This window comes from Corynebacterium sp. zg254 (genome assembly GCF_024701495.1).
GTDB classification, from domain to species: domain Bacteria; phylum Actinomycetota; class Actinomycetes; order Mycobacteriales; family Mycobacteriaceae; genus Corynebacterium; species Corynebacterium zhongnanshanii.
Map to the genome: position 1 here is coordinate 846,026 of NZ_WIAR01000001.1, position 24,882 is coordinate 870,907.

Annotated in this window: 20 protein-coding genes; 7 read left to right on the forward strand and 13 right to left on the reverse strand. The window is 62.9% G+C overall.

The genetic code is table 11. From position 1 onward, the window contains the following. Positions 1 to 54: 54 nt before the first annotated feature. On the reverse strand, positions 55 to 3,375 hold the full coding sequence (locus GC425_RS03875) for an error-prone DNA polymerase (RefSeq protein ID WP_151843763.1): 3,321 nt from the start codon (positions 3,373 to 3,375) through the stop codon (positions 55 to 57). 205 nt (positions 3,376 to 3,580) lie between these two features. Here GC425_RS03875 and GC425_RS03880 point away from each other — a divergent pair, with 205 nt between their 5' ends. From GC425_RS03880 to GC425_RS03895, 4 genes are all read left to right on the forward strand, one after another. Beyond that, on the forward strand, positions 3,581 to 4,447 hold the full coding sequence (locus GC425_RS03880) for a MetQ/NlpA family ABC transporter substrate-binding protein (RefSeq protein WP_151843762.1): 867 nt from the start codon (positions 3,581 to 3,583) through the stop codon (positions 4,445 to 4,447). Between the two features lie 150 nt (positions 4,448 to 4,597). Next, complete coding sequence (locus tag GC425_RS03885; RefSeq protein ID WP_151843761.1) at positions 4,598 to 5,665, forward strand: methionine ABC transporter ATP-binding protein; 1,068 nt, start codon at positions 4,598 to 4,600, stop codon at positions 5,663 to 5,665. Then, positions 5,662 to 6,342 (forward strand): methionine ABC transporter permease, encoded by a 681-nt coding sequence (locus GC425_RS03890; RefSeq protein ID WP_151842099.1) that lies wholly within the window; start codon positions 5,662 to 5,664, stop codon positions 6,340 to 6,342. Before GC425_RS03885 ends, GC425_RS03890 begins: the two co-directional genes overlap by 4 nt. A gap of 279 nt (positions 6,343 to 6,621) precedes the next feature. Continuing rightward, on the forward strand, positions 6,622 to 7,731 hold the full coding sequence (locus GC425_RS03895) for a hypothetical protein (protein ID WP_257822048.1): 1,110 nt from the start codon (positions 6,622 to 6,624) through the stop codon (positions 7,729 to 7,731). Positions 7,732 to 7,791: 60 nt separating this feature from the next. On the opposite strand, the gene GC425_RS03900 is transcribed toward GC425_RS03895, so the two are convergent. Genes GC425_RS03900 through GC425_RS03910 form a run of 3 tightly spaced genes read right to left on the reverse strand, consistent with a single transcriptional unit; the run spans position 7,792 to position 11,269 of the window. Beyond that, positions 7,792 to 8,865 carry a sucrase ferredoxin gene (locus GC425_RS03900; protein ID WP_151843759.1) on the reverse strand — a complete coding sequence of 358 codons (1,074 nt, stop codon included), beginning with the start codon at positions 8,863 to 8,865 and terminating at the stop codon, positions 7,792 to 7,794. 35 nt (positions 8,866 to 8,900) lie between these two features. Then, the gene (locus GC425_RS03905) at positions 8,901 to 10,580 is read right to left on the reverse strand and encodes a DNA polymerase Y family protein (RefSeq protein ID WP_151843758.1); all 1,680 of its coding nucleotides are present in this window, start codon (positions 10,578 to 10,580) and stop codon (positions 8,901 to 8,903) included. Beyond that, the gene (locus tag GC425_RS03910) at positions 10,577 to 11,269 is read right to left on the reverse strand and encodes a hypothetical protein (RefSeq protein WP_151843757.1); all 693 of its coding nucleotides are present in this window, start codon (positions 11,267 to 11,269) and stop codon (positions 10,577 to 10,579) included. The genes GC425_RS03905 and GC425_RS03910 overlap by 4 nt, the downstream gene beginning before the upstream one ends. A gap of 267 nt (positions 11,270 to 11,536) precedes the next feature. On the opposite strand from GC425_RS03910, the gene GC425_RS03915 reads away from it, so the two are divergent. Continuing rightward, positions 11,537 to 11,938, forward strand: coding sequence for a hypothetical protein (locus GC425_RS03915; RefSeq protein WP_151843756.1), 402 nt, complete (start codon positions 11,537 to 11,539; stop codon positions 11,936 to 11,938). 74 nt (positions 11,939 to 12,012) lie between these two features. Here GC425_RS03915 and GC425_RS03920 read toward each other — a convergent pair whose 3' ends face one another. The 4 genes from GC425_RS03920 to guaB form a co-directional block, all read right to left on the reverse strand. Then, the gene (locus GC425_RS03920) at positions 12,013 to 12,759 is read right to left on the reverse strand and encodes a hypothetical protein (RefSeq protein WP_151843755.1); all 747 of its coding nucleotides are present in this window, start codon (positions 12,757 to 12,759) and stop codon (positions 12,013 to 12,015) included. A 260-nt stretch (positions 12,760 to 13,019) separates the two neighbouring features. Then, the gene (gene guaA, locus GC425_RS03925) at positions 13,020 to 14,600 is read right to left on the reverse strand and encodes a glutamine-hydrolyzing GMP synthase (protein WP_151843754.1); all 1,581 of its coding nucleotides are present in this window, start codon (positions 14,598 to 14,600) and stop codon (positions 13,020 to 13,022) included. A 46-nt stretch (positions 14,601 to 14,646) separates the two neighbouring features. Then, positions 14,647 to 15,801, reverse strand: a complete 1,155-nt coding sequence (locus tag GC425_RS03930) for a GuaB3 family IMP dehydrogenase-related protein (RefSeq protein ID WP_151842106.1) — start codon at positions 15,799 to 15,801, stop codon at positions 14,647 to 14,649. Between the two features lie 21 nt (positions 15,802 to 15,822). Beyond that, positions 15,823 to 17,355 (reverse strand): IMP dehydrogenase, encoded by a 1,533-nt coding sequence (gene guaB / locus GC425_RS03935; RefSeq protein WP_151843753.1) that lies wholly within the window; start codon positions 17,353 to 17,355, stop codon positions 15,823 to 15,825. Between the two features lie 137 nt (positions 17,356 to 17,492). On the opposite strand from guaB, the gene GC425_RS03940 reads away from it, so the two are divergent. Continuing rightward, positions 17,493 to 17,894 (forward strand): DUF5319 domain-containing protein, encoded by a 402-nt coding sequence (locus GC425_RS03940; RefSeq protein ID WP_187767887.1) that lies wholly within the window; start codon positions 17,493 to 17,495, stop codon positions 17,892 to 17,894. A gap of 85 nt (positions 17,895 to 17,979) precedes the next feature. Here GC425_RS03940 and GC425_RS03945 read toward each other — a convergent pair whose 3' ends face one another. Both GC425_RS03945 and shbA read right to left on the reverse strand, forming a co-directional pair. Continuing rightward, positions 17,980 to 18,888, reverse strand: coding sequence for a hypothetical protein (locus GC425_RS03945; RefSeq protein WP_151843752.1), 909 nt, complete (start codon positions 18,886 to 18,888; stop codon positions 17,980 to 17,982). 48 nt (positions 18,889 to 18,936) lie between these two features. Next, positions 18,937 to 19,524, reverse strand: coding sequence for an RNA polymerase sigma factor ShbA (gene shbA / locus GC425_RS03950; protein WP_151843751.1), 588 nt, complete (start codon positions 19,522 to 19,524; stop codon positions 18,937 to 18,939). 283 nt (positions 19,525 to 19,807) lie between these two features. Here shbA and GC425_RS03955 point away from each other — a divergent pair, with 283 nt between their 5' ends. Next, positions 19,808 to 20,164 carry a WhiB family transcriptional regulator gene (locus GC425_RS03955; RefSeq protein ID WP_151842110.1) on the forward strand — a complete coding sequence of 119 codons (357 nt, stop codon included), beginning with the start codon at positions 19,808 to 19,810 and terminating at the stop codon, positions 20,162 to 20,164. Positions 20,165 to 20,308: 144 nt separating this feature from the next. Here the strand turns inward: GC425_RS03955 and groL are convergent, their stop codons facing one another. The 3 genes from groL to tsaD all read right to left on the reverse strand — a co-directional run bounded on the left by groL (position 20,309) and on the right by tsaD (position 24,837). Next, positions 20,309 to 21,925 carry a chaperonin GroEL gene (gene groL / locus GC425_RS03960; protein ID WP_151843750.1) on the reverse strand — a complete coding sequence of 539 codons (1,617 nt, stop codon included), beginning with the start codon at positions 21,923 to 21,925 and terminating at the stop codon, positions 20,309 to 20,311. 12 nt (positions 21,926 to 21,937) lie between these two features. Then, positions 21,938 to 22,234, reverse strand: coding sequence for a co-chaperone GroES (groES, locus tag GC425_RS03965; protein WP_151842443.1), 297 nt, complete (start codon positions 22,232 to 22,234; stop codon positions 21,938 to 21,940). A gap of 182 nt (positions 22,235 to 22,416) precedes the next feature. Further along, on the reverse strand, positions 22,417 to 24,837 hold the full coding sequence (gene tsaD, locus GC425_RS03970; protein ID WP_151843749.1) for a tRNA (adenosine(37)-N6)-threonylcarbamoyltransferase complex transferase subunit TsaD: 2,421 nt from the start codon (positions 24,835 to 24,837) through the stop codon (positions 22,417 to 22,419). Positions 24,838 to 24,882: the final 45 nt, after the last annotated feature.

Below are 24,882 nucleotides of genomic sequence, written 5' to 3' on the forward strand. Positions count from 1 at the left end.
GTGACCAGCCGGTCTGGTGCAGCCTGGTGAGTGTGACCAGCCGGTCTGGCGCCGTTAGCGGAAGTTCCGGGCATCCCCCACCGCCTGATACATCTGCTGCTGCAACGGCACCGGTTCAATGAGGTCCGCGGTCACGGACGCCACACCGTTGGCATTGTGCACAATGCCGCGGATCACCACGATCTTTGCACTGAGTGCCAGAGTACGCTGCCGCGCCCACAGCCCCGGGCTGATCATCACGTTCGCTAGCCCCGTCTCATCCTCCAAGCCGAAAAACACCACTCCACCTGCGGTCATGGGACGCTGCCTGTGCGTGACCACCCCCGCCACCCGAATGCGGCTGCCGTCCGGCGCATCCAGCAGCTGATTGGCGGGCAGCACCCGCACGCCCCCGCGCCGCTCGGCCCACTGATCCAGCAGCTCCCGAAGCAGCTCCACAGGATGACCCTGCGGGGTAACGCCGGTGGTCGCGAGGTCAGCCGCGGTCAGCTCGAAGGCGCTCATCCCCGGCAGCGATGGGCTATTAATGTGCGAGGTCCCCGCCAGCATCCCCGGCCGTTCCGTCGCCGCCACCCCGGCCGCCCACATCGCCTGCCGCCGCGTGAGTCCCAGGGACTCCAGCGCTCCCGCGCGCGCCAGCTGCTCCACGTGATCCACCCGCAGATCCGCCTCCCGCGACAGATCCGAAACCGCCCGGAACGTGCCCACCCTGGATCGCGCCTGAACGATGCGCTCGGCAACGTCCACGCCGATCCCTTTCACCGACGCCAGCCCCAAACGTATGGCACCTATCCCTGAACGATCAGCCTCTGCCACGACGGTATCTGCCTCGACCCCTGAAAAGTTCACGTCCACGGGCAAGACCTGCACGCCGTGACGCCGGGCGTCGGCTAGTAAGGATTGCGGCGAATAAAAGCCCATGGGTTGAGCGCGCAGCAACGCCACGCAAAACTCGGCGGGATAGTGGTATTTAAACCACGCCGAGTAGTAGACCAGCACCGCAAAGGACTGGGCGTGGGACTCCGGGAAGCCATAGCTGGCGAAGGCCACGATCTTGTCCCACAGGCGATCGGCGACCTCGCCCACGATGCCGTTTTCTTCCTTTAATCCCTGGTAGAAGCGTTCTTTCAGGCGCGCCATCTTCTGCGGGGAGCGCTTCGACCCCATCGCCCGGCGCAGCGTGTCAGCCTCCGCGGCGCTGAAGCCGGCGGCATCCACCACCACCTGCATCAACTGTTCCTGGAACAGGGGAATCCCCAGCGTTTTCGTCAGCGCCGGCTCCAGACACGGGTGGTCGAACGTCACCGGTTCCTGCCCGTTGCGCCGGCGAATGAACGGGTGTACCGAGCCGCCCTGAATGGGGCCGGGGCGGATCAGTGCCACCTGCACCACCAGGTCGTAGAACCTCCGGGGACGCAGACGCGGCAGGGTATTGAGCTGCGCGCGGGACTCCACCTGGAACACGCCCACGGCGTCCCCCTGGGACAGCATCTCGTAGACCTCCGGCTCGGTGGGCTCTAGGCGCCACAACTCCACCGTGCGTCCACGGTGTTCCTGCACTTGGTCGATCGCGTGATGCAATGCCTCCAGCATGCCGAGGCCCAACAGGTCAAACTTCACAAGCCCCACCGTGGCGCAGTCATCCTTATCCCACTGGACCACGCTGCGGTTGTCCATCCGGGCCCATTCCATGGGAACCACATCGGCAATGGGGCGATCGCAGATCACCATGCCTCCTGAGTGGATACCCATGTGGCGCGGCTGGCCTTTCAGCTGATCCGCGATGTGGCGCACCACGGCCGGGGGTTCCTCCACTCCCCGGCTCCACGCATCCACCTGGCCGGGCGCATAGCCCAACGCCCGGGCTGCGTCCCTTAACGCGCCCTTGGAGCGATAGGTGATCACATTGGCTACCTGTGCGGCATTATCCCGCCCATAGCGGGAGTACACGTACTGGATCACCTCCTCCCGGCGACCCGATTCAATATCCACATCGATATCAGGTGGGCCGTCACGCTCCGGGGACAAGAAGCGCTCAAACAACAAGCCCCCGGCCACCGCATCCACCGTGGTGATACCCAGCGCGAAGCACACCGCCGAGTTCGCCGCCGACCCGCGCCCCTGGCACAGAATATTGCTGCGGTGGCAGAAGTCCACGATGTCATGAACGATCAGGAAATAGCCGGGGAAGCCGAGCTGTTCAATCACCGCCAGCTCCTTATCTATCACGGCCCATGCCTTGGTCTGTGCGGCCGTGGCCCTGGTACTCGCCCCGCTGTGAGGCCTGGGGCCGTAGCGCACGGCACCCGTGGTCTCCACCAGATGCCGCAGCCACGTCATCTCCGTATAGCCCTCCGGCACTGGGAAGTGGGGAAGGTTCGGCGCGATGAGGTTCAAAGTAAACGCACATTCCCGCGCGACCTGGGCACTGGTCTCCACGGCCTCCGCCAACCACGTGCAGTCCCCTGCCAGCTGGAGCATCTCCTGGCCGCTGCGCAGCCAGCGACCGCCGGTCGGGGCGGTCACCGGCAATGCTGTTGCCACGTCCATCGTGCGGTGGAGGGCGGCTTTTGCTCCCGCAAGCCGGGCGTCGGAGGGATCGGCGCACGTGGCACACGCACTGACGATTTCCCGCAACCCCCAGCGCGTGGCCACCCCGTGTAGAGCCTCATTGCGGTCCCAGTCCGCGGGATTCATGGTGTGCTGCAGTTCCACCAGGCAGTTCTCCGCCCCGAAATCCTCCACCAGCTCCGCGGCATAGGGCAGCCAGCGCCAATCGATCAGGACATACCACTGCCCGGCCGCAGCAGCCGCTATGTCCTTGCGTGGCGGGTAGCGGTGCACATCTTTATCACGATCGGCCATCGCCGCATCCGTGATCACGTGACTCAAGCGCCGGTATCCCTCCTGGCCCTTGCACAGCACGGTCACGGTGCCCTCATCTGTGGTGGAGCCGGCTGTATCTGGGCAGTCCTGCCACTGCACGCTGAGCTCCGCTCCGAAGACGGTATCCACGCCTGCCTCCGCGGCGGCCAGCGCACAGCGGGACGCACCATAGAGGCCATCCCTATCCAGGCAGGCTATGGCCGTCAGTCCCAGCTTCTGGGCTGTGGCGACCATCTGCTCGGGGTCGCTGGCGCCGCGCAGGAAGTTATACGAACTACATGCGTGCAATTCAGCAAAATCGACTATATGTTCATGACGTTGCTGCGGGGAAGCATCCTGCCCCTGCGTGCCAGCAGGAAAATGGGAAACACGCTGCCCCTCCCCCATTCCGACTGCTGTCAAAGAACCTGCATGTCGGCCAGAAAGAACCTGCTCAAGGCGCGACCAGGACAGCGGCCGAGCATTGGAGAAAGACGGATTCTTTGACATGACGACAGGCTAGCACAGTTAGCTCACATGTTCTATAATTGAAAATCGAACATGGCGGGGACGATCATGGCAGCACTGCCAGCATCCGATCAACGCCCGATCAGTGCTTCATCACAGCTAGATACAGATAGACCAAGTTGTTCATCTTTAGTTTTGTTGCTAATTTGACTAGCAACAACGTTTTCATTAAGTAGGAGGACACATCATGTCTCTACGTCGCAAGGTATCCGCAGCTGCCGTGGCAGTTGCTACCGCATTTGCCCTGACCGCCTGCGGTGGTTCCGATGACACCCTGAAGATCGGCTCTACCGACATCCAACAAGAACACTGGAAGGTCTTCGAACAAGAACTAGAAAAGGCCGGCATCAAGGCCCAGCTGGTTCCTTTCTCCGACTACAACATCCCCAACCAGGCACTGGTTGACGGAGAAATCGACGTCAACAACTTCCAGCACATGATGTTCCTGGGAACCTACAACAACAAGAACAACCAGGACCTCAAGCCGGTCGGCGCCACCGAAATCATCCCACTGGGCCTGTACTACAAGGACGGAAAGTCCCTGGATGACGTTGCCAAGGCAGGCAAGGTCGTGATCCCGAATGACCCATCCAACCAGGGACGCGCCATCAACCTGCTGGCCGCCAACAAGCTGGTGACCCTGAAGAAGGAGGGTCTGCTCACCCCAACCCCAGCCGACGTGGACGATTCCAAGTCCAAGGTCAAGCTGGTACCTGTGGACGCAGCCCAGACCGCCACCTCCTACCACGACGGCACCCCCGCCGTGGTGAACAACTCCTTCCTGGAGGCCGGCAACATCGACCCCACCAACGCGATCGTTAAGGATGATCCGAAGGACCCATCCGCGCAGCCGTACATCAACGGCTTCGTGACCACCAAGGAGCACCAGAATGACGAAGAGCTGAAGAAGCTCGTCGAGATCTGGCACTCCAAGCCAGTTCAGGACGCCCTGGAGCGTTCCTCCAAGGGAACCTCCGTGGAAGTAAAGATGGATGGCGAGGAGCTCAACAAGGTCCTGGAAGACACCCAGGCCAAGCTGAAGGACCAGGGCTAGTTACCGGCGCAGCACGAGCAACTTAAGGGTTAGCCTGCACGACACACCGTGCGGCTAACCTTTTTGATTCTTGTCACCCGTAGCGAGCGCCCGCGGGACTACACAGCCCGCGCAACAAAAATGAACACGAAAGCACCAAAAGAGGCACCCATGGCGGACACCATGAATGACACCACACAGGACACAACGAAGGGCACCACCATCGAGTTCCGTGATGTCAACAAAATCTTCACGCAGGGCAAGAAGAAAGTTCACGCCCTCAAAGACGTCAATATCACCATCCCCGGCGGCTCCATCGTCGGCATTATCGGCTACTCCGGGGCAGGTAAATCCACCCTGGTGCGCCAGATCAACGGCCTAGACCGCCCCACCAGCGGCCAGATCCTCCTGGATGGGCAGGACATCGTCTCCCTGCCTGAATCCAAGATGCGTGCTCTGCGCAGCGACATCGGCATGATCTTCCAGCAGTTCAACCTGTTCAGCTCCCGCAATGTCGCCAAGAACATCGCCTACCCCCTGAAGCTGCAGGGCATGGACAAGGCCGAGCGTAACGCTCGCGTGGAGGAGCTCCTGCACTTCGTGGGCCTGGAGGACAAGGGCAAGTCCTACCCCGAGCAGCTCTCCGGCGGACAGAAGCAGCGCGTGGGTATCGCGCGCGCCCTGGCCACGAACCCCAGCCTGCTTCTTGCGGACGAGGCAACCTCCGCCCTGGACCCGTCCACCACGAAGGACGTCCTGGAGCTGCTGCGCCGCGTGAACCAGGAATTGGGCATCACCATCGTGGTCATTACCCACGAGATGGAGGTGGTCCGCTCTATCGCCGACTACGTTGTGGTGATGGAAAACGGTGAGGTGGTGGAGCAAGGTTCCGTCTACGACGTGTTCTCCAACCCCACCACCCCGGTGGCCGCCAGCTTCGTGGCCACGTCCCTGCGCAACACCCCGGACCAGGTGGAAGCCAAGGAACTCAACTCCGGCACGGGCCGCCTGTTCACCATCACGATGGCCGAGGGCATCGGCTTTTTCGATTCGGTGGCCGAGCTCTCCTCTGCCGGCGTGGACGTCAACATCGTCCACGGCGGCGTGACCACGCTGCAGAACCACTCCTTTGGCCGCCTCACCCTGCGCCTGACTGCCCACACCCAGGAGGGCGAGCAGGCCATTGAGACTTTCTATTCCACGATGAACACCAACACCGAGATTGAGGAGATCCGATGACCACCACGTACTCCGCACAAATGGATTGGGATCGCCTCGGTGACACGTTCCTGACGGCGTTCCAGCAGACCATGCTGATGGTCTGCGTGGGCTTGCTTGCCGCGGGCTTTGTGGGACTGATCCTGGGCATTATTCTGTACACCACGCGCGAGGGCGGGATTCTTGCGAATAAGCCTGTGTACTGGATCATTAACGTGATCGTGAACTTTGTGCGCCCGATCCCTACGATCATTTTGATGACCGCGATCGGCCCGCTGACGGAGCTGATTGTGGACACGCGTATCGGCACCAAGGCCGCGATTGTGGGCATTGTGATTGCCGCAACGTTCGGCGCTGCCCGCATTGTGGAGCAGAACCTGGTGACGATTGATCCTGGCGTGATCGAGGCAGCCAAGGCGATGGGTGCCTCCCCGTTCCGCATCATTTGGTCCGTGATTATCCCGGAGGCTCTGGGCCCGCTGATCCTGGGATTCACGTTCATGTTCATTGCGATTGTGGATATGTCTGCGATGGCCGGTTACATCGGCGGTGGCGGTCTGGGTGACTTCGCCATCGTCTACGGTTACCGCGCCTTTAATGACCAGGTCACGTGGTTTGCCGTTGCGGTGATCATCGTGATCGTCCAGGTGGCTCAGTTGTTCGGTAACTGGCTGGCGAAGAAGGTCATGCGCCGCTAGTCGCTGCTGATCGCCACCGATCGCCGTTGTGGATCCGCGTTGTTCTTGTGAGGGCACGCGGATCTTTATTTTTATTAACGACGCCCACGGTTCCCCTCCTTCCCGGCGCGATCTGGAGACAGCCGGTTCGTTACGAAGGCAAAGTGCCTAGTAGACTGTGGCGTATTCATGAAAACCTTGTGCCGAGGCGTGCACATAAGGCTGCATAGGGCTTGTGCATAAGGTTCGTGCCCGTGACCATGGGCCGACAGCGTGAAGGAAAAGCAACAAAGGATACTAATGCTGGGTTTTGGTAAAGACAGCAAGAATCAGGCGCGTGATGAACAGGACCGTGCCGGTCAAGCTGAAGAGGCTCCTACGCAACAGAAGGTCGCGGAGCTGTTATTAACCGCGGCCATTACCACTGGACTGCGGATCACCCCGGTGTCCAGCTGTGCCTTTGAGATTTCTGGTTTTGAGTGTCCTGACGTGATGCTCCATGCCGCTGTGGAGACCAATCCTTTGCGTGTGCGTGCGACCACTCACTGGTTGGGCACCATTTCCGGCGAGGAGGATCTTGAGGTCAACCTTGCGGTCAATGAGTGGAATGCGAATTTCTCGTGGCCGCGTTTGCAGGTGGCGAAGGATGCTCGGGGCAACCACCGCGTGAGCGCGGATACTCTACTGTTGGGTTCTGCCGGCTGGACGGTTGCACAACTCAGTGATTGGATTTTGCACGCTGCGGGCGGTGCCGTGGGTGTTGCTCGCTATGCAGAGTCTGTGTGGCCTGGTGCCGAGGTGGATCGTACCGCTGAGATTGTGGCCGAGGTTCGCGCGGAGCTTCCGGGCAATCCGAACGAGTTCATTGATGGCACGGCGCTGGTGGACCCGGCGGCGGTGCGCTCGTTGGAGTCCGTCAGTGCGCAACTGGAGCCGCTGGCGACGCAGGGCAATGCCTTCCATCTTCTGCCCCAGTCTGATGATCTTGAGCCGGTGAATCCTGAGCGTTTAGCGCAAACATTCGTCGGTGGTGATGACTGGCGTGAGGCATTGGTGGATTCCGGCGAGGGTGTGCGGCATGCGTCCTTCGACTGGAAGGGTGACCGCGTGGATATGACCGTTCACAATACGGTGCTGACGGTAGAGACCGGCGTGGTGTTGGGTGAAACCCCCGAGGACTTGTTGGAGGCCATGCTGGCTCGCATTACGGAGTTGAACTTCTCGGAGGACGGCACCACTGTGTCCCTGGTGAACATTGGGGATCAGGAGCCGCAGTGGCTGCTTCGCTCGCTGTTCCATGTGGCTGCGAAGACCGGTATGACGCTGGGCCAGTTGGAGCGTTACGGACTGGGCGGCGCGGTGCTGACGCGCCGGAGTGTGGCCGCGTTCCACGAGGAGTTTTCGCTCTAGGACCAGTGCGGCTCTAGTCCTCTCGGCGCAGCCGGGTCCAATCGGCGCAGCCAGGTCCAATCAGGGCAGCGGAGTCACGCTGACGGGAACCCATACGGTGGAGTTTTTGGAGGGGTCGCCACAGGAGCTGATGACGGGGCCCACGACCTGCTGCTCGAGGTGCACCGTCCACCGCGTCGGCGTAGCACTGTCCGCACGCAGCTCCACTGTGTCCGCACGCAGCTCCGCTGTGTCGGCATCCAGCTCCACTGTGCGGGTGGTGCGTTCCTTTTCTTTGGGTCCTTTTCCTGCCAGGTGTGCTGGGGTGGTGTCCCCTGGGCGGTAGACGTTCAGGAGGTCGGCATCCACCGTGTGGTTGTCGGCCAGCTCGGTGAGGACTGCGAGTTCGGCTACTTGGCTGGCGGGATCCAGGGTTCCCTTCCCGCGGTTGCCGGTGAGGGCGATGCGGTTGGTGGCTGCGGCGTCCAGGACGGCGGCGGCTTGGTCTGTGGTGAGGTGCCCGTAGGAGTAGTTGCTGGGCAGCAGGATCATGGACGGGGCGAAGCGGTGGCCTTTTGTGTGGGAGGATTCCCACACGTTGGAGTAGCGTTGCGCGAGCTCCAGGGCGACGGGCCGCCCGAAGACGGCGCAGCAGCGGTCTCGTTTTCCATGGGTGCATACCAGCAGCAGGGAGCCATCTTCGCGTTCGGCTCCTGGTGTGTTCCCAGGCTGGCTGAGGTCAACGCTGAGAAGGTCGGCAGGCTCATTGATCTCGAGGCGCTCCAGCACTGGGGTACTGTCCGTAGTGCCGGTGCACCATGCGATGTAGAGGCTTCGGGTGCTTCTTTCTTGGCGCTCTTGACCAGCCTTGCCCGGTTTGCGAATGAACTGTAGTTGGGCCCCATGCTCGGCGAGGTAGGCCTTCACCTGGGCTGTGAGCTCTTCGCCGAGCGCTTCCCCGTCGAGGATGTCCCGTCCCCATCCCCCGAAGTGTTCCAGTGCGAGGACAACACGGCCGGGTTTGGCTGTGCCTGGGAGAGGCTCATTCGATCCTGACGAGCACAGTGTGGCTGCGTCAAGATTCTCGCTCACGTCTGTGCGCGCACCGGGTGGGGTGACGCACTGTCCTGCGCGGGGGTTTCTCTGTGTGGGCATGTGTTTAGGCTATCACTGCGGTGGTGGCCCGCTTTTCAGTATGTTGCTTCTATCCTCCACTGTGTTCCTTTGCTGACAAGTAGGTATGCGCTGGTGGTACCGTCGGCTTCTTCGGCGCTGACTTGCAGGCGCGCGTAGCGTTTTCCTTCGGCCCACCACTGTTCATCGACGGGCCACGGCCCTGCCCACCCTGTGATGGTGTAGCGGCGAGCACCCCACTGGATGCTGGACGGGCGGGCGCTCAGCATGCCCCGTCCCGTCACGTACAGCGCGGTGCCGTCACGGTCTACAACCTGCACACGCGCAGCGGGATGCACGGCAGGAGCGTTGCTGTCCGCGGGCGCCGCCGCAGGCGTTCCGATCAGCGCCGGCAGGGGCGAGATCAGCTGTCCTTCCCACGCACGGGTGGGCAGGGCTATGATTGCCTCGGGGTCCTCCTCCCCGTAGGGCACCGTCACGATGCGACCGGCCACAGCCCGTCCGCCCTGGTGAATGGGGCGCTGCACGGCGTTCATCCCGATCAGCGCTTGGGCTCGGCCTGCGGCGGCGCGGGCTGCTCGGATACCTTCGTCGGGGCCGCCCCACAGGGGCATATCGATGGTTCCGGCGGGGACAGTGTCCAACGGGACCAGTTCGAGACATTGGATACCCGCCGGCACGTGTTCGTACTCCTGATCGTGCAGCACTGAGCCGAGGCGGGTGATCCATCCATCGAGTTGCCAGCGCACGCGCTGAGCTGTGTCCTGCTCTGTCAGGGGTTCCCGGCATCGCCAGATGCGTTCGATGACCGTTGGCCCCTCGTATCCTGCGGGCGCGGTGAGATAGGCGCGCACCGCGAGCCTGAGGCATGCGTCACCGGCAGCGCTGAGTTCGGCATGAAGCTGCGATGCCACGTGGCGTGCCACGAAGGCTGCGGTCTCTGTGCTGGCGATGGGATGCTCTGCCTCATGGCGCACCTCCACGTGCTCTTCGCGGGCTCGTGGCGCGATGGTGCGGCTGTCCTCGTTGCAGGCGATGCGGTGCCATGGCACCGCATCGCTGCCAAAGCGTGCTGCTACATCCGCCCGGTCCAACGCGGCAAAGTCCCGCATGGTCTTCATGCCCAGTTGCTGCAGGGTATGCACCAACGCATAGGGGGCGTCCAGCGCCGGTTCCACGCTCATCATCGCCAAGGGAAGGTGCTCGATGAAGTGGCCGACTTCTCCTGGCGGTATGTTCTTCCCCGAGCGTGCCGCCCACACTGCGGACACCACATCGTCCGAGGTTCCGGCGAGACAATCAGCGTTAATCCTCACTGCGGCGTCCAGTAGCTTTTCCACCGCCACGTCTTCCGATCCATAGAAGTTCGCCAAGGACCCCATGGGGAAGGCCAACAGGCCAGGCCGGATGGTCTCCACGCACGCGGACACACTGTCCAGGGCGGCCACAACATCTTCATGGGTGGCTGCCTGCAGCATCGGATCATCGGGGGCGATGTTCAGCGTGGGGCAGGCAGCCAGCGCATGGCGCTGCTTCATGCCCATGCGCACACCACACCTCCGCGCTGCCGCATTGCACGCCATCACCTTGTGTTCCGCGATCACAGCTGCCGGCTCCAGAACATTCCAACCCAGAGCTTGCCCCACGGCGTACACCGGCCAGTCCGGAAACCACAGCACCGTCACTCGCCCGTGCACGTGGGCAGGGGCGGCGTTGCTCGCAGGTAGCGCGCTCATCGGGCTATCCTCTCCTGCTGTCCTGCCCCCATATCTCCAGGAGCTGCGAGCTCATACCCTGCCGGGTCATTCCACCGTGCACCCACGTGAGCGTGAAAGCGCCGCGGCGGCTGCGCCTTACCCCAGGCACGCCCGTCCACCTCAACGGCGCGCACTCGTCCGCTCCCACGGCCCAGGCCCACGATTCCGCTCACGTGCATGTCTATGTGCACGCGCGCGCCTGGCCACTGTCCCCCGCAGACCACCAAGGCACATTCGCTCTTGTTCAGTCGCGCCTCGACCGGGCGGGCAAACGTGGGGCTCACTCCCGCCTCCCCCAACGGGGGTTTGTACATGACCATGTCCATCCCCTCGACCAGCGTGGACAGCACTGCCGCAGCATGCGGATCCGCATCGGGAACCAACACCAAGCGCTCGATGTCACCACCTGCCGCTTCCACGGCAGCCACCGCCAGGTTGGGATGATTCACCACGGCCGCACATCCCCCGTGGGCGGTGAGCGCCGCAAGCATGCTCACCAACGCTGCCGGGCAATTGGACACCTGCGTCACGGCACCACGCGGCAGCCCGCCGAGATCCAGAGCCTCTTCCATCCACGGCGGTACCGGCGCAGGCGACGATACCTGCAGGTCCACAGCCCGCGGCCCCTGCCCTGCTGACTCGATGCCTCGGATTTTCTTGCGAAGCATATCCAACGTGTGTTCGTTATTATGATTGAGTGCGACCCCCATTGCTTATCCTCCTTCACTCAACGAAAATCATCCGCAATGATCAGTACTGATCCTGTTGTACAGGCCACGTCCTACACTGACCTCCCCGCATCATCACGAAAGCCCTTGTGGTAGAACTTTTTTAGAACACCCGTTCTATAAAACATAGAATAAACTAGCCCCTGCGCCCCGTCAAGCGGCAAATCAGCCCCGACACACCACCTCCGTCCACTACACTGGTCACCCATGACCCCACCAACACCAACCACTCCACAACCCGTCCGCGTGGGCAGCGCAGCACTTCTCGGCCTCGCCGTCGCCGCCACGGCAGCCCCCGTCGGTGTTGGCTTCAAAATGATCGCACTCACCCTCACCGCCGCTGCGGCACTCCTACTGATCTTCAACCACCCCTACCGCCGCGACGTCCGCGCCGCCGTGGAAGCCCGCGGCGCCACCTATCGCACGTCAGCAAACCAGGTCATGCCGCTACTCCCCCTCTGGCTCGCGCTCATGGCCCTGCCCACCGTGCACTTCAATTCCACGACCGCCGCGTGGGTGACGGCCGGCGTCGTATATCTTCTTGCGGCAGGATACAGCTACCTCGTCATCCCCCACATTGATGGCACGGCGCACCTGCGTCGTCAATAAAAAGAGGACGCCGATCCCCTTATTGCATAGAGATCGACGCCCAGCGCACCCCTCACCGGGTCGCGACAGGAATACTAGCTGCTGCCGAAGGCGGACTTCAGGGAGCCCAACCCGCCAGCACCACCCGTGTTACCCGAACCCGAGGAGTTGCTGGAGCCACTCGAACCGCTGCCCAGCGCCGACTTCGCAACCACCACAGGCTGACCATTGTCGAAGACCTTGTAGTTGTTGAAGGCAGCTCCCACGCGAGCGCCAGCACCGTTCTTGTAGGTGCCCTCCTTTTCTGGAGCCTTCCAGGTGAAGTCCACGATCAGCGGCTTCGATGGGGACACCTTGACGGACTGCTTGATCAGCAGCCCCTCCTTCAGGGACACGCGTGCCACCTGGCGATCCTTCTCCGTCACGGAGGAGTACTCGCCCTGCTTCAGGACCGCTGGAGCGCTTCCCAGCAGGCCATTTTTGAAGGTCTCCACCTTCGTCAGCGTGAAGCCCGCCGGCATCCAATCCACCACCTCGTGGACGGCGGTCTCATTGTTGGTCACGCCAACAATTTCCACGCGCACCTTCACTTCCGCGCCAGGAGCGACCGTGGAGGCGCCGTGGATCTGACTGTACACGTCCGCATTCCATGCCGGTCCGCCCACGTTACCCAAGCGCACCTTCTGGCCGGTTGGCACCGCCAGGTCGCCACCGCCCAAGGAGCCGATCGCGCCGCCCAGATTACCGAGAGATCCCTGCGCAGAAGCAACACCTGCGGTGCCGAACGACAAGGCTGCGGCGGTCGCTACAATCGCGGCCCCACGAAACAACTTACGAGCCATGAGTAAGGTCCTTTCTTAAAGGAAAACAACGTCATGAGAGAGCATAACCGTTTCCTTTCCTTAAAGAAATATAAACGCGCGAAAAGGATCACGTTTCCCTACCCCCTACCCCTTTGCTGCCTAGATGCAAGCTCCACCCCCTGCTGCCCTGCGCACAACGCACGCGGAAAGCCCCCGCGGGACATCCGCGCCTAGCGCGGCGCGGATCCCACGGGGGCTTCTCCTTAAAAGGCAGGAGCCCTCACACAACGCGCGTGAGCTTACTCCCACTCGATCGTTCCCGGTGGCTTGGACGTCACATCCAGCACCACGCGGTTGACCCCGTCCACCTCGTTGGTGATGCGGGTGGAGATCTTCTCCAGAACCTCGTACGGCACGCGCGTCCAGTCGGCCGTCATCGCGTCCTCGGAGGACACAGGGCGCAGCACAATCGGGTGACCGTAGGTACGGCCGTCACCCTGCACGCCCACAGAGCGGACATCCGCCAGCAGCACCACTGGGCACTGCCAGATGGTGTTGTCCAGGCCAGCGGCGGTCAGCTCGGCACGTGCGATGGCGTCCGCCACGCGCAGGATCTCCAGGCGCTCCTCCGTCACCTCACCGATGATGCGGATTCCCAAGCCAGGGCCGGGGAATGGCTGGCGTGCCACGATCTCCTCCGGCAGGCCCAGCTCCCGGCCAACCGCGCGCACTTCGTCCTTAAAGAGCAGGCGCAGCGGCTCCACCAGCTCGAACTCCACATCATCAGGGAGGCCGCCCACATTGTGGTGGCTCTTGATGTTCGCGGTACCCGATCCCCCGCCGGACTCCACCACATCCGGGTACAGGGTGCCCTGCACCAGGTAGTCCACCGTGGATCCTTCCGGAGCGGACTCCAGCACGCCGGCCACGGCGCGCTCAAAGGAGCGGATAAACTCCGCGCCGATCGCCTTGCGCTTGGCCTCTGGGTCCGTCACACCGGCGAGCTTGTTCAAAAACGCCTCGCGCTCGTCCACCGTCACCAGCTTCGCGCCGGTGGCTGCCACGAAGTCCTTTTCCACCTGTTCGCGCTCGCCCTGGCGGAGCAGACCATGGTCCACGAACACACAGGTCAGGCGATCTCCGATGGCGCGCTGCACCAGAGCTGCCGCCACGGCGGAATCCACGCCGCCGGACAGGCCACAGATCGCGCGACCTTCCGGCCCCACCTGCTCGCGCACCTGCTCAATCAGCTGCTCGGCAATGTTTCCTGCCGTCCACGTGGGCTCCAGGCCCGCGAAGTCCAGGAGGAAGCGGCGCAGTACCTCTTGGCCGTGAGGGGAATGCAGCACCTCGGGGTGGTATTGCACACCGGCCATGCGCCGAGTCTCGCACTCGAAGGCGGCGACTGGCGCGCCCTCGGTGGTGGCGGTGACATCAAAGCCCTCGGGCGCCTCAGAGACAGAATCGCCGTGGCTCATCCACACCTGGTGCTTATCCTCAAAGCCAGTGTGGAGGCTACCGCCGCTGACCTGCATGTCGGTACGGCCGTACTCCCGCAGGCCGGTCTTCGCCACCGTGCCACCCAGGGCGTTGGTCATGGCCTGGAACCCGTAGCAGATACCAAACACGGGAACGCCCAGGTCCAGCAGACCATCCTGCAAGGCTGGGGCTCCATCCTCGTACACCGACGACGGTCCGCCGGACAGAATCAGCGCCGCCGGGTTCTTCGCCGCAACCTCCTCGGCGCTGACGGTGTGCGGAATCACCTCAGAATACAAGTTGCACTCACGCACGCGGCGCGCGATGAGCTGTGCATATTGCGCGCCGAAGTCCACAACAAGGACTGGGCGCGGGGCATTAGTGGAGTGTTCATTCGTCACGATACTTCAGCTTACCTTTTCGCCTAATAGTTCCCCTGGACAGTCCCTAGCGGACGACCAAACCCACTTTCTGGAAGCTCTTCACATCGGTGTATCCGCACTTGGCCATGGATCGACGCACCGCGCCCACCAAGTCCTCATCACCGAACGGGCTGGAGGTCGGTCCGAACAGCAACCGCTCCAGAGACACGGGTTCCTGCACACCCACGGATTCGATCACGCCGCGCGGCGCGCTGGGGTGCGCCGCGGTGGACGGCCAGAACACATTGGGAGTGCCGGCGCAGTCCGCTGCGGCCAGAGGCGCTCCCAGGGACACAGCGTCCGCACCGCAGGCCAATGCCTTGGCAATATCGCCCGAGGTGCTCAGGGCGGAATCAGCGATGACGTGGACGTACCGTCCACCGGTCTCGTCCAGGTAATCCCGGCGCGCATAGGCCGCATCCGCAATAGCCGTGGCCATCGGCACATCAATGCCCAACACGTCGTTGTTGGTGGTCGGTCCCGAACCAACAATCACACCCGCCGCACCGGTGCGCATCAAGTGCAACGCCGTAGTGTAATCCACCACACCACCGGCGATGACAGGAACATCCAAGGAGCCAATAAACTCCTTCAAGTTCAGCGGCTCACCGTCGCGGTGCACGTGCTCAGCGGACACCAGGGTGCCCTGAATCACCAGAAGATCCACACCGGAAGCAATCACGAACGGAGCCAGCTCACGCGCGTTCTGAGGAGATACACGCACACCAAAACGCACGCCCGAATCCCGCACGGTCTGCAGGCGCTCGGCCAGCAGCTCCCTGTTCAACGGCATCGCGTGGTACTTCTGCAGTACCCGGTTGCTGAGGTTCGCGTCATTGACGTACTCATCCTGCAGCGAGGCTTCCGCGATCTCCTGCAGCGAGGCTTCCACGATCTCCTGCAGGGCAGCCTCTAAGTTCTCAGCGCGCCCCCACAGACCCTCGGCATTGATGACCGGCAAACCGCCCATCTTCCCGAACTCGATAGCAAATTGTGGGGAGACCACAGCGTCCGAAGGGTGCGCCATCACGGGGATGTCGAACTGGTAGGCGTCGATTTTCCACGACATATCCACGTCGTGGGAACTACGCGTACGGCGGGAGGGAACGATATCGACCTGGTTGAGGCCGTACACGCGGCGCGCCGTCCGGCCACGTCCGATGTCTACAAAATCCTGCATGTCACGTCCTAAGGTTTCCGACTAGCGGTTCGGGTTGTAGTTAGGGGCTTCCATAATGCCCTGAACATCATGAGGGTGAGACTCGCGCAGGCCAGCGCCGGTGATCTGTACGAAGCGGGCCTTGTGCATATCGGAAATGGTGGACGCGCCCGTGTAGCCCATGGCGGCGCGCAAACCACCGACGTGCTGGTGCAGCAGCGCATCCACGGTGCCGCGGAAAGGAACACGGCCCTCGATTCCCTCGGGAACCAGCTTCTCCTCGCTCTTCACGTCGGCCTGGAAGTAGCGGTCCTTGGAGTAGGAACGCTTCTCGCCGGTCAGGCCACGGCCCTGCATCGCGCCCATGGAGCCCATGCCGCGGTAGCGCTTGTACTGCTTGCCGTTCACGGTCACGGTCTCGCCCGGGGTTTCCTCGGAACCGGCCAGCATGGATCCCAGCATCACGGTGGACGCGCCGGCGGCCAGCGCCTTGGCGATGTCGCCGGAGTACTGCATGCCGCCGTCGGCGATGATCGGCACTCCAGCCTTGTGCGCTGGCACAGCAGCTTCCATGATCGCCGTGATTTGTGGAGCGCCCACACCGGCAACCACGCGGGTGGTGCAGATTGAGCCTGGTCCGATGCCCACCTTGATGGCATCCGCGCCGGCGTCGATCATCGCCTGCGCAGCAGAGCGAGTGGCCAGGTTTCCACCAATCACATCAACCTTGTCCCCAAACTCCTTCTTCACACGGGCAACCATGTTCAGCACGCCGGAGTTGTGTGCGTGAGCCGTGTCCACCACCAGCGCGTCCACGCCGGCATCCACCAGCGACCCGGCGCGCGTCCAGGCATCCTCGCCCGTACCGATACCCGCAGCCACCAGCAGGCGACCGGACGCATCCTTCGCCGCATCCGGGTACTTCTCCCGCTTCGCAAAGTCCTTCACGGTAATCAGGCCGGTCAGCGTGCCCTTCGCATCCACGATCGGCAGCTTCTCCACCTTGTTCTCACTCAGCAGACGCAACGCCGCCTCCGCAGACACGCCCTCCTGCGCCACGATCAGCGGCGTGGTGGTCATGACCTCCTCCACCTTGCGGTTGAAGTCCGCCTCGAACCGCATGTCGCGGTTCGTGATGATACCTACCAACGTGCCGGCCTCGTCGGTCACGGGCAGGCCGGAAATGCGGTACCGGGCGCACAGCTCGTCCACTTCCTGGATGGTCATGTCCGGAGACGCGGTCACGGGGTTGGTCACCATGCCCGCCTCGGAACGCTTCACGATCTCCACCTGTTGAGCCTGCGCATCGATGGACAGGTTGCGGTGCAGCACACCAATTCCACCCTGACGTGCCATCGCGATCGCCATGCGGGCTTCCGTCACGGTATCCATCGCGGCGGACAGGATGGGGATATTCAGCTCGATGTTGCGAGACAGCTTCGTCTTGGTGTTGACCTCGGACGGGATGGTGTCCGACGCATCGGGAAGAAGAAGGACATCGTCAAAGGTAAGACCTACAAGGGCTACCTTGTGTGGGTCGTCGCCGCCGGTGGACACTGGGGTTGCGTTAGTCATGTAGGGTGACCTTCCTATGCGCGCAATGGCGAAAGTGTGAAAACGGGTGCTCTTCCTAATCACAATAGTCGGTCGGTCAAGTTCGCGATATTCGCCTGTGGTTTTCTGCTGAACCGCTTGCACGGTACGGTTAAGGTGTGAATTTCAACGACCGTATGCCGCCGGATCCTTTCGCCGACGACCCCAACGATCCCGCCTCTTTCCTGGAGCCTGACGAGGACAATATTCCCGTCACGGAGGAAGAAAAGGTGGGGCTTCGCCAGGACCTGAAATTCGTCCGCGAGTTCCGCAAACTTCTGGAGCCGCGCCACGTCCGCGGGATCACGATGTTCTGTGAGGAATGCGATGAGCCGCACTTCTACGACTGGAACATCATCGAGTCCAACATCACGCTCATGTTGGAGGATCAGCCGATGCCCGTGCACGAGCCGCTGGTGCAGCCGAATCCTCATGATTACGTGACCTGGGATTACTGCCTGGGATATACCGACGCCGCCGAGTACTACACTCGCGGTACCCACCTGAAATTCCCCTGGTAGGGGCTTGGGGGAATATGAGAAGGCCGAGCCGGGAGGCTCGGCCTTTGTGCTCTGTGCACACCGGGGGTTTGATACCGAGAGGCTTTTACACCGAGGTGCGAGCCGTCGCTCCCATCGCGGTGGCTGGTTCGTGCGGAGCGGGAGCCGGCGCGATGCGCCCGCCCAGAGTATCCGTGAGGGTGGACAGGTCCGAAGGCTGCGTGCCGCGCGTTGGGGCACCGGGGGTAGCTCCCGCGGACGGCGCCTGTGGGGACGGCTCCGCTGCCGGTACTGGCGCCGTGGACTCTCCCGGAGCACCTGTGACGGTGCCCGTGACAGCGCCGGTAGCAGTGCCCGTGGAGGAATCCTTCGTGGCGTCCACCGTGGAGGTCTCCGCGGCACTCGTCGCCGGGTCCTTCGTGGAGTCATCAGCATCAGCCGCTGGATCCCTCGATGGGTCCTCGGCGGGATCCTTCGGCGCGTCCTCGCGCGAGTCCCTCGCCGCGTCCTCCTCCGGAGACTTCTCCCCCGCCCCGGGCTCCGCGGTCTTCTTCGCCTTCAGGGCGTCAGTTGCGTCGCCGTCCTGGTCCACGCCGGGCTCATTCGGCGCAACCTCCGGGCTGTCCACGGGCTTTTCCAGCCGAGGCTGGATGAAGTTGTAAGTTGCGATACCGCCCACCGCGATGGTGGCCGCGGCAACGCCTGCCACCAGAATGCTCGCAACACCCACGCCACCGGCCGTGGCCGCGAACACGCTACCCCGACGCAGATGGCGCCGACCAAACAGACGCCGCCCGCCCCCGCCAGGCGCTGGGTCATCCACACCCTCCGAGACCAGCGGCGGTTCCGGCATATCAGCATCAGCCTCAGCACGCGCTGCAACAAGCAGGTTCAACAGTGGATCCTGTCCACCGTCAACAGACGCACCCCGACCGAGTTCATCCAACACTCGATCCACGTCAAGAATCTCGGAGAGCTGCTCTCCAACTCCTTGAGGGAGGTCCTTGTGGCCCATGGGCTTTCCTTAAAAAAGTAAACGAACTGTCCGACGTACTACCGATCCCTAGCCCACATCCGCGTCTATGCTCCGAGCTTCAACATGGTCACGAAGCTTCGCCAGAGCACGGAACTGAGCAACCCTCACCGCACCGGCAGACATTCCCAGAATGTCGGCCGTCTCCTCCGCCGTATAACCACCGAAGATGCGGAGAGTAAGAATCTCTCGTGCCTTATCACTCACTACATCGAGCAGCTTCGACACATCGTTACACGAGTCCAACATCAACATCTCCGACTCAGGATTGTCCGCCCTAGACTCCCCATCAGGCACGTCCTCCACAGGTTGGGAGAGATCCCGAGATTGCGAACGCCGGGCGTCGACAATTTTATTAGCAGCAACGCGGTACACGAACGCCATGAACGGCAACCCCTTATCCTCATAACCCGGCATCGCCCGGGCCACGGCCAAACAGACCTCCTGGGCAATGTCATCAGCCGTGGGATACTTCGTGGCCCCCACCCGCGCGCGGCAATACCGCACCACCTGCGGATGAATCAGATTAATGAGTTTCTGCAGAGCCCGAGGATCACCACTGCTCGCAGCAGGAACAAGCGCTTGAAGAGCAGCGTCCTGCTCGCTCGCGTTCGTCATGCATAATCCTCGAAAATAGTACGGCTCAGGGACATCCACGGGAAAAGGGTTCCGCGATCAGTCTGCACTTACTTTACCCATAGCCACGGCTAATGTTTATACGCTTGGGGAATCCCCCCACGGTAGGGCACACACGGGGCCTTCACCAATAGTTCAACTAACGTTCACCAGTGGGTGTTTAAGCAGGTCGCGGGGTCTTGAGAGGGTGATGCGGTTCGTTCGTTTCGCTGGGCGCAATGTGTGCGTTAACACGCGTTCACTTTCACTGCACACCCTTAGAGGCATGACGCTCACAACCGATGTTTCGCAGCGCACGTCCCGAACAACTCGGACACGCCGTTCCACGCCGATCCTTCGCACCTACGGCTCCCTTCCCGGCAGCGCAACCCACCACTGGGACTGGCAGATGCAAGGATCCTGCAGAGGAGCGGACTCCACAGAGTTCTTCCACCCTGACGGCGAGCGCGGTCAAGCCCGGGCGCGGCGTGAAGCTCGGGCGAAAGCCATCTGCGCGCAGTGCCCCGTGATGCAAGAGTGCCGGGACCACGCGTTGCGCGTGGGCGAGCCTTATGGCATCTGGGGTGGGCTGAGCGAAAGCGAGCGGGAGGAGATCCTGAGCGTGCGCGCTGAGGCGAGCTGAGGGCTCGATACACCCCAGGGTTTCCTGAATCGCGGGCAAGTTGCTGTTATTTGCCGAAAATAACAGCAACTTACCCTCGATCCAGGAAGTGGATAAACAAAAAAGAAGCCCAGCACGGCCGTGCTGGGCTTCATCTCTACGCGCTTAGTGGGCGTGGCCGTGGCCTGCCGCAGGAGCTGCAGGCGCCTCAGGCTTATCCACAATCGCAGTCTCGGTGGTCAGAACCATACGCGCCACGGAAGACGCGTTCACCACCGCAGAATGCGTGACCTTCACAGGGTCGATGATGCCCTGGCTCAGCAGGTCACCATACTCCAAGGTTGCGGCGTTAAAGCCGGAACCGTTGGGCTGCTCAGCGATGTGGGATACCACCACAGCGCCGTCAAGGCCGGCGTTGTCCGCAATCCAGTACGCAGGACGGCGAAGAGCAGCGGCCAGTGCGCGCAGGCCGATCGCCTCATCACCAGAACGCTCGGAAGCCAAGGCCTCCACCTCGGTAGCGATCTGCACCAGGACAGATCCGCCACCGGCGATAACGCCTTCCTGGGTGGCGGCGCGGGCCGCATTGATGGCGTCCTCGATGCGCAGCTTGCGCTCGTTGACCTCGGTCTCCGTCGCGCCACCGGCGCGGATCACTGCCACACCACCGGACAGCTTCGCCAGGCGCTCTTCGAACTTCTCCTTGTCCCAGGTGGAGTCCGTGCGCTCGATGTCGTTGCGGATCTGGTTACGGCGTGCATCCACGTCCTCGGCGGAGCCTCCACCGTCAACAATGACGGTGTCGTCCTTAGAGATCGTGACGCGGCGCGCGGTTCCCAACTGGTCCAGGGTGACCTCGGACAGGTTGTGGCCCAATTCCTTGTCCACCACAATGCCGCCGGTCACGATGGCCAGGTCGTCCATGAACGCCTTGCGTCGGTCACCAAAGTATGGGGACTTCACGGCAACGACCTTCAGGGACTTGCGGATGGCGTTGAGCACCAGCATCTGCAGCGGCTCGCCCTCCACGTCCTCGGCGATGATGAGGAGCTGCTTGCCGGACTGGGCGATCTGCTCCAGAACAGGCAGGAAGTCTGGCAGGGAAGAAATCTTCTCGCGCACGAGGAGCACCAGAGCGTCCTCCAGGACAGCGTGGCCGGTTTCTTCCTCGGTCACGAAGTAAGGGGACAGGTAGCCCTTGTCGAAGGACACACCTTCGGTGACGATGGCCTCGTCCTCCACGGACTGAGACTCTTCCACAGTCACCACGCCGTCCTTGCCCACCTTGTCGAAGGCGTCGGCGACCATCGCGCCGATCTTCTCGTCGCGAGAGGACACGGTCGCCACGTTGGCGACCGCGGCGGTGTCCGCCACCGGCTGAGCAGCCTCAGCCAGCTTCTTCAGCACCAGGTCCACACCTTCTTCGATGCCGCGGTTCACGGCGATGGGGTTGGCACCTGCTGCGACGGTGCGCAGGCCTTCGCGGATGAGGGCCTGTGCCAGCAGCGTTGCGGTGGTGGTTCCGTCACCGGCGATGTCGTTGGTCTTGATCGCCACGGACTTCACCAGCTGTGCGCCGAGGTTTTCAAATGGCTCGTCCAGGTCGATGTCACGAGCGATGGTCACACCATCGTTCGTGACCGTTGGGCCGCCGAAGGCCTTGGCCAACACGACGTTACGGCCGCGCGGGCCGAGAGTTACCTTCACTGCGTCGGCGAGTGCGTCCACGCCCTTTTGCAGGCTTTCGCGGGCCTCTTGATCAAATGCAATGAGTTTGGACATTAAGCGCCCCGCTTACTTTTCGATGACAGCGAGGATGTCACGCTGGGCAAGAAGCAGGTACTCTTCGCCGTTGTACTTCAGTTCGGTGCCACCGTAGCGGGAGAAGATCACGGTGTCCCCTTCCTTCACGTCCAGGGCTACGCGCTCGTTATCGGACCAGCGGCCTGGGCCGACGGCGATCACGGTTGCTTCTTGTGGCTTTTCCTTTGCGGAGTCTGGGATGACCAGTCCGGATGCGGTGGTGGTTTCAGCTTCGACGATCTGAACGAGGACGCGGTCCTCAAGCGGCTTGATGTTGACGTTCGCCACGGGAATACCTCTCATGTTGTTAGGTTTCGATTGTGCCGGTGTTTTTCCGTGCACAGTCGTCGTCGCGGGTGAACAACTGTGTGTCAAAAACAACCTACTGGCACTCTACCCCTGAGAGTGCTAACCCTCAACAATGGCGGCAACTCGGCGGCAACCAGGCGGCAACTTGGCCGCCACCACGCTCACAACAGCGGCGTCTCCACATCCAGCGACGGATCCGTCGCCACGTGCAGGTCGCTCGCACTCTCCCCCGCCAGAATCAGATGGCTCGCCAGCGCCGCGATCATCACGCCGTTATCCGTGCATAACTCCAGCGGCGGCACGTGCAGCTCCACACCCGCCTCGGCACAGCGCTGAGCGGCCAGATCACGCAGGCGCCGATTCGCGCTCACGCCGCCGCCCAGCAGCAGAACTTGAGCGCCCTTATCCTCACACGCCCGCAACGCCTTGACCGTCAGCACGTCCACGGCCGCCTCCTGGAAGCTGGCGCACAGGTCCTCCACCAGGATGGTCTCTCCCGCCCGTTCGGCCTGCTCCACATAGCGCGCCACGGCCGTCTTCAGGCCCGAGAAGGAAAAGTCATAGCGGGCATCCTGCGGCCGCATCATCCCGCGCGGAAATCTGATCGCGTCCGGGTTTCCCTTCGACGCCAGCCGGTCAATAATCGGGCCTCCTGGATACCCCAACCCCAGCAGGCGGGCGACTTTGTCGTAGGCCTCGCCGGCGGCGTCGTCCAGAGTGGAGCCCAGTTCCTCCATGGGCTTGCCCACGCCCTGCACGTGCAGGATCTGCGTGTGCCCGCCAGAGACCAGCAGGGCGATGGCGTTGTCCAGGGTGGAGGCGTCCACGCCGTCCACGAGGGTGTCCACGGCCACGTGCCCACCCAGGTGGTTCACCGCGTAGAACGGCACCTCCCATGCCGCGGCGTAGGCCTTCGCGGCGGCCGCGCCGACCAGCAACGCCCCGGCGAGTCCCGGCCCGATCGTTGCCGCCACGGCGCTGGGCTTCGCGATCCCTGCCACCTGTAGCGCCGCACACATCACGGGCTGCATGGCCTCCAGGTGCGCGCGGCTGGCGATCTCTGGAACCACGCCCCCGAATCGCGCGTGTTGCTCCATCGAACTTGCCACCTGATCTGATGCGATGCGAAGCGTTGCCCCGTCACCGTCCCCGTGTATCTCAATTATTCCGACGCCCGTCTCGTCGCAACTGCTTTCCACCCCCATGATGAAGCGTGGGGTGCCCTCGGCAGGCTGTTCGGTCTCGGCAGGCTGTTCGGGCTCGGCAGGCGCGTGTGGCGGACGCATCATGGTGTACGCGTCCGCACCGGAGGGTTGGTAGTAACCCCGGCGGGTGCCCTGGATCTGGAAACCGTAGCATTCGTAGAGGCCGATGGCCGGGCGGTTATCCGTGCGCACTTCCAGGAACACTGGGGCATGCAGGCGATCGGCGATCGCCATCATCTGGTCCATCAACAATCGGGAGTAGCCCTTGCCCTGATGCTCCGGGGCGATGGCGATGTTCTGCACCTCTGCTTCCGCGTCCTGCGGGGACCCCAGCACGGCGAGGTCCGCGTAGCCCACCAGCTCATCTCCTCGAAACAAGCCCAGGAAGGAGGTGAACGGGGTGCCGATGGCCATGCGCACGGTCTCTGCGGACCACGGCGCTTCGTCGGCGAACAAGCGCTTCTCTAGTGCAGCAACCAGGGGTGCGTGGTCCGGTTCCAGTGGTTCGATACGGACCTGCGCGGGGTCGATGGCAGGCCATTCTTCCGCCCCGCCGCCATCGCCCTCACGGTCGTAGCGCTGGTGTTCGGCCAGCTCATGGGCCTCCACAGCCGCGGTGTTCACGGCCTGGGACACGCCTTTGAGATGGGGAACCACGGCGTCGGGTCTACGAAGGTACAGGGCACGCGGCGGATCGGTGGGGCGCAGAAGGCCAACCGCGGAATGTTCCTGTGCGATGGCCGCACGGATGAGTCCGGTGGTGGTGGGGTGGGCGTCCGGGACAACGGTGTCGGAGCTGGACACGCCCTCGGTGACGGCATCGGCGATGGACGCGCTACAGAGCACCTCCGCGGAGGAGTCGTGCGCCAAGCCGTGGGCGGCAATCACATCCTGCGGCGCGGACACCGCCGACGGGGACACGCAGCGGCACTCCACGCCAGCGCGGGACGGTTGGAGTTCGAAGGAGGCGTGGTACCACTCGCGGCGCCGGGCGTCGGCCAGGACAACGATGCGACGCGGCGCCGAGCCCACCATGGGACGGGTGGCGACGTGCTGCCAGGCGGTGGCGGCGAGCGACGGGACGGAGTAGACGGGCACGCCCAGGGCATCAGCGAAGGCGGCGCCCGTGGCCATGCCCACGCGCAGACCCGTAAAAGGCCCGGGGCCGCAGCCCACCACGACGGCGTTCACGTCTGAAGGGCGCAGGCGCGCTTCCTGCAGGCACTCCAGGATGTTCGGAGTGAGAAGCTCCATGTGGCCGCGGGCATTATCTACCTCGCGTTCGGCCAGAATCTCCACGGAACCAGTTAACGCCACCTGGGCGATGCCGCAGGTGACGTAGTTGGTGGAGGTGTCGATGGCCAGCACGGTAATCATGGTGACTAAGTGTAGGCCGATCGGGTGGTCAGTTCGAATTGTGGC

What these genes read in the sequence shown, in the direction of transcription:
- GC425_RS03905 (WP_151843758.1), bottom strand. Translation starts at nt 10,580, where the DNA reads ATGAGCGCGCTACCTGCGAGCAACGCCGCCCCTGCCCACGTGCACGGG.
- shbA (WP_151843751.1), bottom strand. Translation starts at nt 19,524, where the DNA reads ATGACGAACGCGAGCGAGCAGGACGCTGCTCTTCAAGCGCTTGTTCCT.
- GC425_RS03900 (WP_151843759.1), bottom strand. Translation starts at nt 8,865, where the DNA reads ATGCCCACACAGAGAAACCCCCGCGCAGGACAGTGCGTCACCCCACCC.
- tsaD (WP_151843749.1), bottom strand. Translation starts at nt 24,837, where the DNA reads ATGATTACCGTGCTGGCCATCGACACCTCCACCAACTACGTCACCTGC.
- GC425_RS03895 (WP_257822048.1), top strand. Translation starts at nt 6,622, where the DNA reads ATGCTGGGTTTTGGTAAAGACAGCAAGAATCAGGCGCGTGATGAACAG.
- GC425_RS03910 (WP_151843757.1), bottom strand. Translation starts at nt 11,269, where the DNA reads ATGCTTCGCAAGAAAATCCGAGGCATCGAGTCAGCAGGGCAGGGGCCG.
- GC425_RS03930 (WP_151842106.1), bottom strand. Translation starts at nt 15,801, where the DNA reads ATGCAGGATTTTGTAGACATCGGACGTGGCCGGACGGCGCGCCGCGTG.
- guaB (WP_151843753.1), bottom strand. Translation starts at nt 17,355, where the DNA reads ATGACTAACGCAACCCCAGTGTCCACCGGCGGCGACGACCCACACAAG.
- GC425_RS03875 (WP_151843763.1), bottom strand. Translation starts at nt 3,375, where the DNA reads ATGTCAAAGAATCCGTCTTTCTCCAATGCTCGGCCGCTGTCCTGGTCG.
- GC425_RS03955 (WP_151842110.1), top strand. Translation starts at nt 19,808, where the DNA reads ATGACGCTCACAACCGATGTTTCGCAGCGCACGTCCCGAACAACTCGG.
- GC425_RS03945 (WP_151843752.1), bottom strand. Translation starts at nt 18,888, where the DNA reads ATGGGCCACAAGGACCTCCCTCAAGGAGTTGGAGAGCAGCTCTCCGAG.
- GC425_RS03885 (WP_151843761.1), top strand. Translation starts at nt 4,598, where the DNA reads ATGGCGGACACCATGAATGACACCACACAGGACACAACGAAGGGCACC.
- GC425_RS03880 (WP_151843762.1), top strand. Translation starts at nt 3,581, where the DNA reads ATGTCTCTACGTCGCAAGGTATCCGCAGCTGCCGTGGCAGTTGCTACC.
- GC425_RS03920 (WP_151843755.1), bottom strand. Translation starts at nt 12,759, where the DNA reads ATGGCTCGTAAGTTGTTTCGTGGGGCCGCGATTGTAGCGACCGCCGCA.
- GC425_RS03890 (WP_151842099.1), top strand. Translation starts at nt 5,662, where the DNA reads ATGACCACCACGTACTCCGCACAAATGGATTGGGATCGCCTCGGTGAC.
- GC425_RS03915 (WP_151843756.1), top strand. Translation starts at nt 11,537, where the DNA reads ATGACCCCACCAACACCAACCACTCCACAACCCGTCCGCGTGGGCAGC.
- groL (WP_151843750.1), bottom strand. Translation starts at nt 21,925, where the DNA reads ATGTCCAAACTCATTGCATTTGATCAAGAGGCCCGCGAAAGCCTGCAA.